This window comes from Pseudarthrobacter sp. MDT1-40-2, assembly GCF_059383595.1.
The window spans coordinates 556,495-570,055 of the sequence record NZ_JBWZCL010000002.1 but is presented as its reverse complement, the minus strand read 5'-3'; the positions used below and the strand labels follow the sequence as shown (position 1 = coordinate 570,055).

Annotated in this window: 13 protein-coding genes and 1 pseudogene; 3 read left to right on the top strand and 11 right to left on the bottom strand. The window is 63.6% G+C overall.

The window, feature by feature from the left end; genetic code table 11:
* Nucleotides 1–10 precede the first annotated feature (10 nt).
* From nhaA to AC50X5_RS08860, 9 genes and pseudogenes are all read right to left on the bottom strand, one after another.
* On the bottom strand, nucleotides 11–1,354 hold the full coding sequence (nhaA, locus tag AC50X5_RS08900) for a Na+/H+ antiporter NhaA (protein WP_494975726.1): 1,344 nt from the start codon (nucleotides 1,352–1,354) through the stop codon (nucleotides 11–13).
* A 198-nt stretch (nucleotides 1,355–1,552) separates the two neighbouring features.
* On the bottom strand, nucleotides 1,553–2,059 hold the full coding sequence (gene bcp, locus AC50X5_RS08895) for a thioredoxin-dependent thiol peroxidase (protein ID WP_494975725.1): 507 nt from the start codon (nucleotides 2,057–2,059) through the stop codon (nucleotides 1,553–1,555).
* A gap of 66 nt (nucleotides 2,060–2,125) precedes the next feature.
* Nucleotides 2,126–2,446: pseudogene (locus AC50X5_RS08890) on the bottom strand (winged helix-turn-helix domain-containing protein); the annotation flags it as partial.
* Between the two features lie 126 nt (nucleotides 2,447–2,572).
* Nucleotides 2,573–3,916 carry an allantoinase AllB gene (gene allB, locus AC50X5_RS08885; protein WP_494975724.1) on the bottom strand — a complete coding sequence of 448 codons (1,344 nt, stop codon included), beginning with the start codon at nucleotides 3,914–3,916 and terminating at the stop codon, nucleotides 2,573–2,575.
* Nucleotides 3,909–5,105 carry a glycerate kinase gene (locus AC50X5_RS08880; protein ID WP_494975723.1) on the bottom strand — a complete coding sequence of 399 codons (1,197 nt, stop codon included), beginning with the start codon at nucleotides 5,103–5,105 and terminating at the stop codon, nucleotides 3,909–3,911. The genes allB and AC50X5_RS08880 overlap by 8 nt, the downstream gene beginning before the upstream one ends.
* A gap of 26 nt (nucleotides 5,106–5,131) precedes the next feature.
* Nucleotides 5,132–6,904, bottom strand: coding sequence for a glyoxylate carboligase (gene gcl / locus AC50X5_RS08875; RefSeq protein WP_494975722.1), 1,773 nt, complete (start codon nucleotides 6,902–6,904; stop codon nucleotides 5,132–5,134).
* Between the two features lie 144 nt (nucleotides 6,905–7,048).
* The gene (locus AC50X5_RS08870) at nucleotides 7,049–7,927 is read right to left on the bottom strand and encodes a 2-hydroxy-3-oxopropionate reductase (protein WP_494975721.1); all 879 of its coding nucleotides are present in this window, start codon (nucleotides 7,925–7,927) and stop codon (nucleotides 7,049–7,051) included.
* 53 nt (nucleotides 7,928–7,980) lie between these two features.
* A complete protein-coding gene (locus AC50X5_RS08865) occupies nucleotides 7,981–8,781 on the bottom strand; it encodes a hydroxypyruvate isomerase family protein (protein WP_494975720.1) in 801 nt (266 codons plus the stop codon).
* Between the two features lie 279 nt (nucleotides 8,782–9,060).
* On the bottom strand, nucleotides 9,061–9,414 hold the full coding sequence (locus AC50X5_RS08860) for a hypothetical protein (protein ID WP_494975719.1): 354 nt from the start codon (nucleotides 9,412–9,414) through the stop codon (nucleotides 9,061–9,063).
* A 1,028-nt stretch (nucleotides 9,415–10,442) separates the two neighbouring features.
* Here AC50X5_RS08860 and AC50X5_RS08855 point away from each other — a divergent pair.
* From AC50X5_RS08855 to AC50X5_RS08845, 3 genes are all read left to right on the top strand, one after another.
* A complete protein-coding gene (locus tag AC50X5_RS08855; protein ID WP_494975718.1) occupies nucleotides 10,443–11,021 on the top strand; it encodes a DUF4192 family protein in 579 nt (192 codons plus the stop codon).
* Nucleotides 11,022–11,036: 15 nt separating this feature from the next.
* Nucleotides 11,037–11,420, top strand: a complete 384-nt coding sequence (locus AC50X5_RS08850; protein WP_494976078.1) for a DUF4192 family protein — start codon at nucleotides 11,037–11,039, stop codon at nucleotides 11,418–11,420.
* Nucleotides 11,421–11,616: 196 nt separating this feature from the next.
* Nucleotides 11,617–11,766, top strand: coding sequence for a hypothetical protein (locus tag AC50X5_RS08845; protein ID WP_494975717.1), 150 nt, complete (start codon nucleotides 11,617–11,619; stop codon nucleotides 11,764–11,766).
* A 220-nt stretch (nucleotides 11,767–11,986) separates the two neighbouring features.
* On the opposite strand, the gene AC50X5_RS08840 is transcribed toward AC50X5_RS08845, so the two are convergent.
* Together AC50X5_RS08840 and AC50X5_RS08835 are read right to left on the bottom strand one after the other, a co-directional pair.
* Nucleotides 11,987–12,379 (bottom strand): hypothetical protein, encoded by a 393-nt coding sequence (locus tag AC50X5_RS08840; protein WP_494975716.1) that lies wholly within the window; start codon nucleotides 12,377–12,379, stop codon nucleotides 11,987–11,989.
* Nucleotides 12,376–12,564 carry a DUF2188 domain-containing protein gene (locus AC50X5_RS08835; protein WP_494975715.1) on the bottom strand — a complete coding sequence of 63 codons (189 nt, stop codon included), beginning with the start codon at nucleotides 12,562–12,564 and terminating at the stop codon, nucleotides 12,376–12,378. The genes AC50X5_RS08840 and AC50X5_RS08835 overlap by 4 nt, the downstream gene beginning before the upstream one ends.
* Between the last annotated feature and the right edge of the window lie 997 nt (nucleotides 12,565–13,561).

Below are 13,561 nucleotides of genomic sequence, written 5' to 3'. Positions count from 1 at the left end.
GGAAAGACGGTCAGTGGTTGTGCGAATCTCTCTGATAGACGTCCGGGATGCCGTCCTGGTCCGCGTCCACCCGCTCCTCGGCCTCTGCCAGCCGGTAGATCCGGTTACGGGCCATAAGCACTATCGAAGCGAGCAGGGCGGCAACCACGGACGCCGCCAGGATGCCCACCTTGGCGTGATCGTCTTGAACCGTGCCATGACCGAAGCTGAGTTCCGCCACCAGCAGGGAGACAGTGAACCCGATGCCAGCCAGCAACGCCACTCCGAAGATGTCGATCCAGCGCAGCGAACTATCCAGCTGCGCGCGGGTGGCCTTCGTTAACAACCAGGTGGTGCCCATGATGCCGATCGGTTTGCCGGCCACCAAGGCGATGATAATGCCGAGGGCCACGGGATCGGTCAGCGCGGTCAGCAGCCCGGCGCCACCACCTACCGCCACCCCTGCAGAAAAGAAGGCGAATAGCGGTACGGCGATGCCGGCGGAGATGGGGCGGAAACGGTGCTCAAAGACCTCAGCCATGCCGGGCCCGGACTCGGGTCCGCCTGCGGCCTTGGATCGCAGAACGGGAATGGCGAAGCCCAACAGGACACCGGCCACGGTGGCGTGGATACCGGAAGCATGGACCAGTGCCCAGGTGACCATGCCCAAGGGGAGCAGGATCAGCCAGGGAGCCAGCAGGTTGGTACCGAAGAAGCGGCGGTGTTTCTGAGCCAGGAACGCGTAGATTCCCAGGGGGATCAGGGCCAGCAACAGTGGAATGGGCTCGATGTGATCGGTGTAGAAGATGGCGATGATGAGGATGGCGATCAGATCGTCCACGACGGCCAGGGTCAGCAGGAAGATCCGCAATGCGCTGGGCAGGTGCGAGCCGATGATAGCCAGTACGGCCACCGCGAAGGCGATATCCGTGGCGGTGGGAACGGCCCAGCCACGGATGGCGTCCGGATCTGACAGATTGATCACGGTATAGATGATCGCGGGAACCGCCACACCGCCCGCGGCAGCTGCAATGGGAACCACGGATTTGCTGAACTGCCGCAGGTCGCCAGCCACAAACTCGCGCTTGAGCTCCAGTCCCACCAGGAAGAAGAAAATGGCCAGCAGGCCATCAGCTGCCCAGGTTCCCAGGCTCAGGTTCAAATGCCACGGTTCGTAGCCGATTTTGAAGTCGCGGAGGGCGAAGTAGTTCTCAGCCCACGGCGAGTTGGCCCAGATGATGGCGATGACGGCGGCGGCAACCAGCAGGGCTCCGCCCACAGTTTCCTTGCGGAGGATGGCGCTGATGCGCAGTGCTTCTGAGTAGCTGCCACGGCCTAGAACGGTGGAACGGTTGGGGGAGGGGGTCTTAGTCATCAAGGAATCCTGACTCTGGGGGTCGACAAGGACTGTGCCGACCAGACTTCCCGGCTCACCAATTTTCCACTCACCAGTCTACGGGAGGCCGACGCCGGGCCTCACCTCGGGGCCTCCGCACCCGTTAAAAGAAAGTAGGTAGCACTTGTTGCCCTTATGAACCGCTATAAGGGCAACAAGTGCTACCTACTTGGGAAGCTAGAGGCCCAGTTCCTCACGGAGCGCAGCCACGTGGCCCTCGGCGCTCACCTGGTACTGCGCGAGCTTAACGGTGCCATCGCCGTCGAGCACCACGGTGGATCGGATAACTCCCTCGCGGATCTCGCCCTTGATCAGCTTTTCACCCCACGCACCGTAAGCCAGAGCGACGGCGTGGTCCTGGTCCGAAAGCAACGGAAAGTTCAGCGCGTTGTCGCCAGTGAACCCGGCAAGGGCTTCAGGAGCGTCGGGGGAGATGCCCAGCACCTCATAGCCCTTGCCCTGCAGCGAGGCCAGATTGTCGCGGAAATCGCAGGCCTCGGTGGTGCAGCCAGGTGTGGCGGCCTTCGGGTAGAAGTACACAATCACGTTCCTGCCCCGGTAGGAGGACAGCGAGACGGGCTTGCCGGAGGCATCCGGAAGGGTGAAATCCGGTGCGGTAGCGCCGGCTTGAAGCCGTGAGTTCAGGGCCGAACCGGTAAGTCCGGCGTTTGAAGACGGGGTCATGATTGCTCCTTGGGGTCTAAGCAGGTAGTACCGGCGCGGCGCCAGCCACTAGGCACAAGCATCGGTTCAGATGGAGTATTCCGCAGGTCCGCGGACGGTGGCCCGGGGCCCGGGGACAAACTGGTAGCCGACCCCTCGAACAGTGGCGATCGCGTGCCGGGCGTTGCCGATCTTCCGGCGGATCCGGCCCACGTACACGTCGATGGACCGGACAGTGGTGCCGGGAAAGTGCAGCGACTCCAGGTGCGCGCGCAACTCCTCCCTTTCCACCATACGCGAACAATTCTGCACCAGGTAGCGCACAATGACGGTTTCGACGTCGGTCAGCGGCACCCGTTTGCCGTCCAGCAGGACTTCATCCCGGGACAGGTCCACGGCCACCGTGCTGGCGTGCTCCAGGCGTTCGCTTTCAAGCCGTGGCGCCGCGGGTTCCGGTGTGGGGACAGCTGCCAGGAGGGGCGGCGCAGGCCGTGCTGCCTGCTCACGATACGAGAACGCGTGCATGATTCGTCCCTACACTCCGCCGCGCCGAAGGAGCTTGCCGGTGGCGGTTTGTCCGTCCACCACGGCCCCGCGCAGGTAGGTGCGGCGGACGACGCCGGAGAGCGCCTTGCCGTCGTAGGGCGTGATGGGGTTCTTATGCTTGAGCTTGGAAACATCCACCACAAAGGCGTCGTCGGCAGCGAACACCGCGAAGTCGGCGTCGTAGCCCAGGGCCAGCTGGCCCTTGTTGGTGAGACGGGCCAGGGCTGCGGGCTTCGCGGACATCCAGGCAACCACCTGTTCCAGCGAAATCCCGCGGTGCCTGGCTTCAGTCCAGATCAGCGACAGGCCCAGCTGCAGCGAGGAGACACCGCCCCAGGCCACGGCGAAGTCGCCGTTTTCGAGGTCCTTAAGGTCCAGTGTGGAGGGGGAGTGGTCAGAGACGATGCAGTCAATGGTGCCGTCCTCCAAGCCCTTCCACAGCAACTCACGGTTGGAGGCCTCGCGAATGGGCGGGCAGCACTTGTAGGCCGTGGCACCATCCGGGATTTCCTCTGCCATCAGCGTGAGGTAGTGCGGGCACGTCTCCACGGTGAGGTTCACGCCGTCGCGCTTTGCTGAGGCGATCATGGGCAACGCGTCCGACGACGACAGGTGCAGGATGTGCGCGCGGGCACCGGTCCAGCGGGCCCGTTCGATGACCTCGGCGATTGCCTTGTTCTCCGCACCGCGGGGCCGGGAGGCAAGGAAGGTGGCGTACTGGTCACCGCCCGGGTGCGGGGCGCGGTCAATCGCGTGAGAGTCCTCTGCGTGGACGATCATGAGGGAGTCGAAGGACTTCAGCTCACGCATGTCCTCTTCCATCTCATCCGCGTCCAGGTGCGGGAACTCGTCCACGCCGGAGTGCAGCAGGAAGCATTTGAAGCCGAAGACGCCTTCGTCATGCAGCGGACGCAGGTCCGCCTTGTTGCCGGGCACGGCACCGCCCCAGAATCCGACGTCCACGAACGCCTGGTCCTCCGCCACCTCGCGCTTGAGCTTCAACCCGTCCACGGTAGTGGTGGGCGGAATGGAGTTCAACGGCATGTCGATGATGGTGGTCACGCCGCCGGCGGCCGCGGCGCGGGTGGCCGAAGCGAAACCTTCCCATTCGGTGCGGCCAGGCTCGTTGACGTGGACGTGGGTGTCCACCAGGCCCGGGATCAGGGTCTCGTCGTCTGCGAGCTCAACGATTTCCGTGCCCGCCAAGCCGTTGCCCAGGGGTTCCAGGGCCACGATCCGGCCGTTGCGGACGCCCACTTCGCGTGGGGCGATGCCGGCCGTGGTGAGAATACGCTGGCCACGGATCACCAGATCGAAAACTTCGTCAGACATTAAGGGGCTCCTTCGGATCAGCCGCAACCAGGTTCACGCCGATATGTTGACCTAATTCTTCAAGCAACCTGCCTGCTTCGGCTATGCATATCTCTATATTGCTTTCCCGGTCCGTGAGCGCATGGACGCTCCGGAAACCGGATTCTTCCAGCTGTTCACGGCTGAGCGTAGTCCGCCCGCACACCGCGATGACGGGAACACCGGCCGCCCGTGCGGCGCGGGCCACACCCATGGGGGTCTTACCCAGCAGGCTCTGTTCGTCCAGGCTGCCTTCGCCGGTGATCACCAGGTCCGCTCCCGCCAGCCTGTCGGCCAGCTTAGTGAACTCAAGGACGACGTCGATCCCGGGTTTGCGGGCCGCGGCCAGCATGGCGATCGCGGCGAAGCCCACACCACCGGCTGCCCCGGCTCCCGGTGCGTTGGCGGCGCGGAAGGCGCGGTTTTCCGGGCCTGCCGCGCCGAACTCAGCGGCGAGAACTTCCACGAACCGGCTTAGTGCCGCGTCGAGGACGGCGACGTCCTCAGGGTTGGCACCCTTCTGGGGGCCAAACACCGCAGCGGCGCCTTCTGCCCCCAGAAGGGAATTATCTACGTCCGAAGCCAGCACAAAGCGGGTCTCGTCCAGGCGGATGTCCAGTCCGCTGAAATCTATGCTGTCCAGACGGGCCAGGGCTGCGCCGCCCAGGGGCAGCTCGTTCCCGTTGGCGTCAAGGAACCTGGCGCCAAGCCCCTGCAGGAGTCCGGCACCGCCGTCGGTGCTGGCACTGCCGCCGACGCCCAGGATGATGTGCCGGCGGCCGGCGTCCAGGGCTGAACGGATCAGCTGCCCGGTGCCCAGGCTCGTGGAAGTCAGTGCCGCCGTCGAACCTGGGTTTCCGTTGACCAAAACGTCAGGGGAGAGGCGGTCCAATCCGGAGGCAGCAGCCATCTCGATGACGGCCTCGTGGCCGCGGACCGCGTACTCGGCCCGGACAGGGCTGCCGTCCGGGCCTGCCGCCATGGTGCTGCGGCGGGTGAATCCTGAGCCGACGGCGGCATCGATGGTGCCCTCGCCGCCGTCGGCTACTGGAATAACCACTATTTCAAGGGACCCGCCGCAGGCGGCCTGCAGCCCGTCTTCGAGGTGCCGGGCAACGTCCGGGGCGGAGAGTGAACCCTTGAACTTGTCCGGAGCTATGACTATCCGCATTCGACGTACCTCCTTGAAATCTTCTACTAGTCCTGCAGCGCGATGATCGCCGTGGGGGCGTCCTCGCCGCGTTCGGCCAGCTCTTCGAACTCGTTCACGCCGTTGATTTCGAGGCCCATGGAGATGTTGGTGATCTTTTCCAGGATCACTTCCACCACCACAGGAACCTTGAACTCGCCCATCAGGGCCTTGGCCTTGTCGAACGCAGCAGGCAGGTCGGCGGGGTCTTCCACGCGGATGGCCTTGCAGCCCAAACCTTCGGTGACCTTGACGTGGTCCACGCCGTAGCCGTTCATCTCCGGGCTGTTGATGTTCTCGAACGCCAGGGAGACGTTCTGTTCCATCTCGAAGCCGCGCTGGGACTGACGGATCAGGCCCAGGTAGGAGTTGTTCACCACCACGTGGATGTACGGCAGGTTGAACTGCGCACCCACGGCCAGTTCCTCGATCATGAACTGGAAGTCGTAGTCACCGGAGAGGGCAACAACGGTCTCGCCCGGCTTGCCGCGAACGACGCCGAGCGCGGCCGGGGACGTCCAGCCCAAGGGCCCTGCCTGGCCGGCGTTGATCCACCTGCGGGGGCCGAAAACGTGCAGCATCTGTGCGCCGGCGATCTGGGACAGGCCGATGGTGGACACGTAGGTGGTGTCCGGGCCGAACGCCTTGTTCATCTCCTGGTACACGCGCTGCGGCTTGATGGGCACGTTGTCGAAGTTGGTCTTGCGGTGCAGGGAACCCTTGCGGGCGGTGCACTCCGAAACCCAACCGGAGTAGTCCGGCAGGCTTGCTTTGCGCTCGCGGGCCAGTTCGATCAAGCCGTCCAGGGCTGCACCGGCGTCGGACGCGATACCCAGGTCCGGCGAAAACACGCGGCCAATCTGGGTGGGCTCAATGTCGATGTGAACGAACTTGCGGCCGGCCGTGTAGGTGTCCAGCCCGCCGGTGTGGCGGTTGGCCCAGCGGTTGCCGATGCCGATCACGAAGTCGCTCTCGAGGAACGTTTCGTTGCCGTAGCGGTGGCTGGTCTGCAGGCCCACCATGCCGGCCATCAGCTGGTGGTCATCCGGGATGGCGCCCCAGCCCATCAGGGTGGGGATGACCGGAACGTTAAGCAGCTCGGCCAGTTCAACCAGCTGCGCGGAGGCGCCGGCGTTGATGATGCCGCCACCAGCCACGATCAGCGGCTTCTTCGCTGCGGTCAGCATGTCCAAAGCCTTTTCCAGCTGCTTGCGGCTGGCCTTGGGCTTCTCCACGGCCAACGGCTCGTACGTCTCGATGTCGAACTCGATCTCGGCCATCTGCACGTCGATGGGCAGGTCCAGCAGCACCGGGCCCGGGCGGCCTGAGCGCATCAGCTGGAACGCCTTCTGGAACGCACCAGGAACTTGGCCCGGCTCCAGGATGGTCATGGCCATCTTGGTGACCGGCTTGGCGATGGACTCGATGTCCACGGCCTGGAAGTCTTCCTTGTGCAGCTTGGCAACGGGAGCCTGGCCGGTGATGCAGAGCATGGGGATGGAATCCGCCCACGCCGCGTACAGGCCGGTGATCATGTCCGTGCCTGCGGGGCCGGACGTGCCGATGCAGATGCCGATGTTGCCATCCTGCGCGCGGCTGTAACCGTCAGCCATGTGGCTGGCGCCTTCAACGTGGCGGGCCAGCGTGTGGCGGATGCCGCCATGCTTGCGCATGGCGGAGTAGAAGGGGTTGATTGCCGCGCCTGGCAGGCCGAACGCCTCAATGGCGCCTTCCTTTTCCAATATGGCGACGGCAGCGTCAACGGTGCGCATCTTAGTCATGGTGTACTCCTTGGGAGTCTGTTCTGCCTGCCCCTGGGGCTGGAAGGTGGGGGTTTTTACGTGTGGTGAGGGTGCCGCCGTCGTGATGTACGACGGCGGGTGTCCCGTATGAAGGTGTTGCGGCTAGGGCCGGGGTGCTTTTTCTTACTCGCGGCCGCTGAGCTGTAGGGTCTGCTTGAAGAGTCCCGAGTGGTCCAGTGCGCCGTCGCCCTGGTTGACGGTTGCGGCGACGAGCTGTGCGACGACGGCGCCGAGGGGGACGGTGACGTTGGCTTCGCGGGCTGCGGAGGTGACGATGCCGAGGTCCTTGTGGTGGAGGGCCAGGCGGAAGCCGGGGTCGAAGTTGCGGTCCAGCATCTTCTGGCCCTTCTGGTCCAGGACCTTGGAGCCGGCTAGGCCGCCGCCCAGGACCTTGAGGGCTGCGTCGGTGTCCACGCCGTAGGCCTCGAGGAAGGCGATTGCCTCGCCGAGGACCTGGATGTTGACGGCCACGATCAGCTGGTTAGCAGCTTTGACGGTCTGGCCGGAGCCGGACGGGCCAACGTGGACGATGGTTTTGCCCACTGCGTTGAGGACGTCCTGTGCGGCGTCGAAGTCTTCCTTCTCGCCGCCCACCATGATGGAGAGGACGGCGTCGATGGCACCCTGCTCGCCACCGGAAACGGGAGCATCGAGCGGGCGGATGCCTGCTTCAACTGCGTCTTCGGAAAGGCGCTTGGCGACGTCGGGGCGGATGCTGGAAGCGTCGATCCAGAGGGTGCCCTTCTTGGCGTTGGCGAAGACGCCGTCTTTGCCGCTAACTACGCCCTCAACATCGGGGGAGTCCGGCACCATGGTGATGACGACGTCGGCCTCTTTCACGGCGTCCGCGATGCTGGTGGCGCCCTTGCCGCCTTCGGAGACGAGCTTGTCGATCTTGTCCTGGCTGCGGTTGAAGCCGGTGACAGTGTGGCCGGCCTTGACGAGGTTGATGGCCATGGGGAGGCCCATGATTCCGAGTCCGATCACTGCAACGTTGCTCATGGTGGTTCTCATTTCTCTAAGAAGTCGGTGGTTGAGCCTGTCGAAACCAGAAATTACTGCGCCACGCGCTGGCGGATGGCCCAGTTGAAGGCGGATTCCTGCGGTTCCTTGTACTCGAGGCCGATGTAGCCGTCGTAGCCGAGTTCGCGGCTGCGGGCGATCCATTCGCCGAGGGGGAGGGTACCTGTACCGGGGGCGCCGCGGCCGGGGTTGTCGGCGATTTGGATGTGGCCGAAGTCCTTGGCGTGGTTCTGGATGACGGATTCGACGTCGTCGCCGTTGACTGCCAAGTGGTAGAAGTCGGCGAGGAGTTTGACGTTGGTGGCGCCCGATTCCGCCTTGACGCGGGCGATGACCTTGAGTGCGTCTTCGGCGGTGAGGAGCGGGTACTTGGGGGCGCCGCTGACCGGTTCGAGGAGGACGGTGCCGCCGATGCGGGCGACGCCTGCTGCGGCTGCTGCCAGGTTCTGGGCACCGATTTCGTCCTGCTTTTCAGCAGATTCGCCGTCGATGCGGTTGCCGTAGAGGGCGTTGAAGGCCTTGCAGCCTAGGCGCTCGCCGATTCCTGCGACAACGTCGATGTTGTCCTGGAATTCGCTGCTGCGTTCGGGCCAGGAGACCAAGCCGCGGTCGCCGCCGGGCATGTTGCCGGCGTTGAAGTTCAGGCCGGTGAGCTGAACGCCGGCGTCCTTGATGGCGGATTCAAAATCGGTGGTCTGCGCGTCGGTGGGGACGGAGGTGTCGAAGGGCCACCAGAACTCGACGGCGTCAAAACCGGCAGCCTTCGCGGCGGCCGGGCGCTCGAGCAGGGGCAGCTCCGTCAAGAGGATGGAGCAGTTCACTGTGTACGTCATCGTAGGACCTTCCGGGGAGGGGCTTTGATCTTGATTCCTAGCTTCCCGGCCTCTTCACCGTTTCCGCTCTGTGGAATTTAGATTCTGCTTTATGAAAAGTTTAGGGAAGGTGGGGGTGTGAGTCAAGGGGGGCGGATAGTGGTTTTATCCGTGTCCACGCAGCTGGGAGCAGATGGACGAAGCCGGGAAAGAGAAAGAGCCTTCTAGCTGTTCAATGCGTGCCGGCCCCTCGTGCATCCTCATCGCTACCCTCGAAAGGCTTTGTCGGCGCTGATCTTCTCAACGACCAAATGCACCGGCGATGAATGTTTTGATGCTCCCCCACGGTTTGAAGTACACCCACGCCATGGCAAGGAAGGGCACGAGAAACAACCCAAGTGCAAGACCTGCGCCCGCATACGATCCTTCCGCGCTTTCTGCGGCTGTGCTCTCAGCGATCACAAAATTCCAGTTGAAACCGAACGCCCATGCTGCCGCCCCACCGGCAATGAAACTCAGAGCGACGATAGCCGCTGCAGCAGCATCTTTCAGCCGTGCATCCGAGTGCTCTGAGTCGCGGATCACTTTCAGGCTTAGCAGCGATAGGGCCCACACTCCGCCCACGAACGCCCCAAAAGCGATTAAGTCAGTCATCAAATACCCCCATTATCGAAGCGCTAGTGTCGAGGCGAATCATGCGTGGTTTACCACCGACTACAAAATGCAGTCCACCCAGGCCATGACGCGGGACCAGAAGCAGTAGGCCTCCGGCTGACAATCTTGCTTTAAGTTGTTGCGGACGAATGCACACTACCCGGCGGTGCCATATCCGATGCGGGATTCGCGATTCCGCCAGAGTGCTTCCATCGCTTGTGCGAGTGTTCGGTAGCGCGGCGAGAAGGGCGTGCTCGTAGGGCTCGCACTGGTCTGCGCTGCAACCAGTTGGTGGGCGTCCGCTTCGCGGCCGGCTGTTGGGTCCGGTCCCGACGTCGCAGAGCTCCGCCGTGCCAGGCCTGCCTTGTTTACGACGTTTTTTGCCTGCTGTCCTTCGGATTGTACGTGCCCGCTCCGGCCCGTCTAGCCCCTCCGTTCCTCCGGGGCCTGCGGTGCAGAAAGTTCCTTACGGCGCTCCTTCGTCGCTGATTTCCTCCAGGAATTTCCCGCCCCTTGCCCAAGGGTAGACAGGCCTCCGACGGCCACAGCTCCGCAAGCTTCGCCAGCAGCCAAAAAAAACAACGGGGGGAGAGGGGAAGCTGGCCGGTCACCACTTATCGCCCCACCCACCGACATCCTCTGCAAAAGGAGCAACACCAAAATGATCGACACCGGAGCCGCGCAAGCGGTCGTGTTTCTCGAAACCCTCGCCAGCATCGTTGAAAAATCCCCCGTGACTTAAAGCGAAGACGCAGCGAAAGACCTGGCCGAACAAATCCGCGACATGGCCACAGCCGTCACCAACGCACGCGTGAACCCCGAGGTACTGAATGTAACCCGGCAGTACGCCGCGCTGGACTGGCACAACGAGCTTGTAGCTGTGATGGTCCCAAGCGAGCACTGAAACGCAATGCACTAAAGACGCGACGATGGGGCACCCACGACGGACTGGGTGCCCCTCGGGACGTATCCCGTTCCCTACCGAACGCCCTACCCAAACGGCAATCCTCTGCAAAAGGAGCAACACCATGACTGACAAACTGAGCCTCACCGGACCCGGTGACCTGCTCGCGACCGTCCCGCACCTGCTGGAAATCAATCCCGTGGAATCATTCGTCATCCTCACAGCAAACACCGGTTCCCTCGGAGCCACCCTGCGGGTGGACGCCCCGGAGCACGTCGAGCCGGAGAACTACGCACAGACCATGACCAGCTACGCAGCCAACGACGAGAAGGCCACAGCGTCCTACATCGTCGTTTACACCGACGGACACCTGGACGGCTACCCCTACGCCGCACACGTCGCAGCACTGGTCACCGAGCTGGCAGCCGCCCGGATGCCCGTGCGCAATGTATGGCTGGTGACGGCCACCTACTGGGCAGAGTTCGGCACCGACGACAAGCACCCGCTGGAGCAGATCACCGACAGCCAAGCCAACGCGGCCCTGACCTACTTCGGAAGCGCCACGGACGTCGACGTGTACAACCCGGCCCTGCTGGGCACCTTGGCACAGCGGGTCAACGCACCGGCAGGCAGCGAAGAAGACATCGAGAACGCCTGCACGGCATGGGCAGCTGCCTTGGACAGCACCGGCACCCCCGCCTAGAAAACAGCACGGACCATCGCGGCCGCGTTCCAACACAAGCTGGTCAGGGACTTCCTGTTCCGCGAGACCATTACCACCCACAACGGCGACTTCGCCGACGTGATGCTCGGAAAGTTCACCGCACGCCCGGACTGGGACCGGGTGGACCGGGCCGAGGCGCTGGCGTTCGAACTGATGAAAGCCGTCCCTGCAGGCCAGCGAGCACCCATGCTGACGTTGATGGGCTGGTTGGAATGGCTCAAAGGCAACGGCACCCAAGCCGACCGCTACCTCCACCACGCGGCCACCGACGCACCCGGATTCCGGCTGGCCGTCCTGCTCCGTGAACTGATCACCCGCGGATCCATCGCAGAAGTCGCCCGCGACCCCGAAACCGCCTACAACCGCCGCTTCAAATAAACCCGGCAAGGACCGGGCCGGGAACACCGATCCCGGCCCGGTCCTTTTAGCGGTGGCGGGGCGGCCTCCCCCGCTGCGCTCATCCGGCCGCCGTTAACGCTGACGCGGGCGCAGCAAGGGTATCGGAGTGAACATGCAGCAACCACGGTTACAGTGGCAGCCAGAAAACACTGCACCAACTCAAGGAAGCGCGAGCATGGGAACCGACTACACCTTCACCGAGGACGACAAGCCCGCAGCTGACCCCAGCCTGGCCGAAGACGTCGTCGAACTGAGCCTGCTCACCGCCGGCGAAGAGACCGGCCCCGCCGATACCCAGTGGGCGCAGGAACACCACAACCTCTAACGACCAGGCAGCAGCAACTCTGCCTGCACAGATTTCCTTTGCAGAGGGAAAACACAAGGGCAGGCACATACGTGCCGGCCCTTCGTGCGTCTATCCGGGGACGTTGGAGGGGTCGTTGCCGTAGCTGTTCTTCTCGCCGATTGTGCCGTCCATTTTTTTGATGAAGTGCTCGAGAGATGTTCCCGGTGCAGACGGTGACGATGCGGTACATCCGAACAGCCTAGCTGCGCTCGTCGGCTCCCGGCCGCTGGACGGTGTCGGGACGCCGGTCGAAGGGGGAGAATCCGTATTCGGCGGCGAATCGCCTGATCCAGCGGAGGCGTGCCATGCCGACGTGCATCGCCCACGCGCCGATGCCGCCGAACATGACCAGGAGCAGAGCGGCCACCCAGAGGGCGGCGGGATCCCCGTCGCGTCCGTAGCCCGCGAACGCCATGCCCGCGAGGACGACGCCGGCGAGCACGAGGGCGGCGCCGAACAGGACGGCGTTCCGGGGGTTCCCGAACGGGTGGAAGCTGCCCCTCGCGTTCGGGTGCGCCCAGGGGTAGGGCTCCGTGAGGTGCGGCGGGACGTGGGTGTCCCACTGTCCCGGGCGCCAGAGGGGGGCGCTCATGCGGGAGCCTGCGTCAGGGCCTCGAGGTCCGCGAGCAGGATCGATTCCCCGGCCTTTATGGCAGCTTCCCGGCCAGCTGCGGTGGCCTCTTCCTTGGTCTCGTGCGTGGAAATCACTTGGGATGAACCTTGGTGACTGTTCTTCCACTGGCCGTCTTGGTGGAGAGTCTCAACGGGGGTCGGCATGTGAAGTCCCTTCAATCATCGGCTTGCGTACGAGCGCCACGATACACACGACGCCGGGGTCGGTGCATGCTCGCTGGGGCCACAACTGGTTGCGCTGCGCTGCAACCGGCGATCCAACAGCAGCGACCGTGAACACTACGGCCAAGAGCCGCAGCACCCGGTCAGGGCGTGATTGAGGCATCATCGGAGCTTTGGTCAGCTGCTCCCTGACGGGGGACCCCCCTCGGGTGTATGACAGTGCCACCATCGCATTTGATTGATTCATTAGCGCGAAGGGATTCAACGGTCACTTGACGGCACTTATATATTGAACCGTCCTTGGTGATGTGCAGGGTATAGCGCCCGGGGAGACTCCCGTCGTTCCCGAGCCATGACCCGTCGTAAATGCTCACATCATTCACGGAGTAGCCCGACATGAGGGAGATGACTTCAGCGTCCCGCTCAGCACGCTCATCCGCTCCGCTGCTCAAGCCAAGACTGAGCAAACTCGGTACCAGAAGAACCCCCGCGATGACGGCAATCTTGCCCCTCACTGACTTCGCGACAGGAAACTTGTTGGGACTCACTTCCGGTTCAATTCCATTGCTTTGTAGATCGCGCACTTTAGACCCTTTCAGCTTCACCGGCTCTACAAACTTAGCGGGCGCCCGCTTCGCGGCCGGCTGTTTGGTTCAGGGCCCGCCGTCGCAGAGCTCCGGGAACCCTGAACCTGTTGTGTCTACGACGTTTTTTGGCTGCTGTCCTTCGGATTGTACGTGTCCGCTCCGGTCCGTCTAACCCCTCCTTCGTCGGGGCCTGCGGTGCAGAAAAGTTTCTTCCGGCGCTCCTTCGTCGCTGATTTCCTCCAGGGATTTCCTGCCCCTTGCCCATGGGTAGACAGGCCTCCGACGGCCACAGCTCCGCAAGCTTCGCCAGCAGCCAAAAAACAACGGGGGGAGAGGGGAAGCTGGCCGGTCACTACTGGTCCCCCCACCCACCGACATCCTCTGCAAAAGGA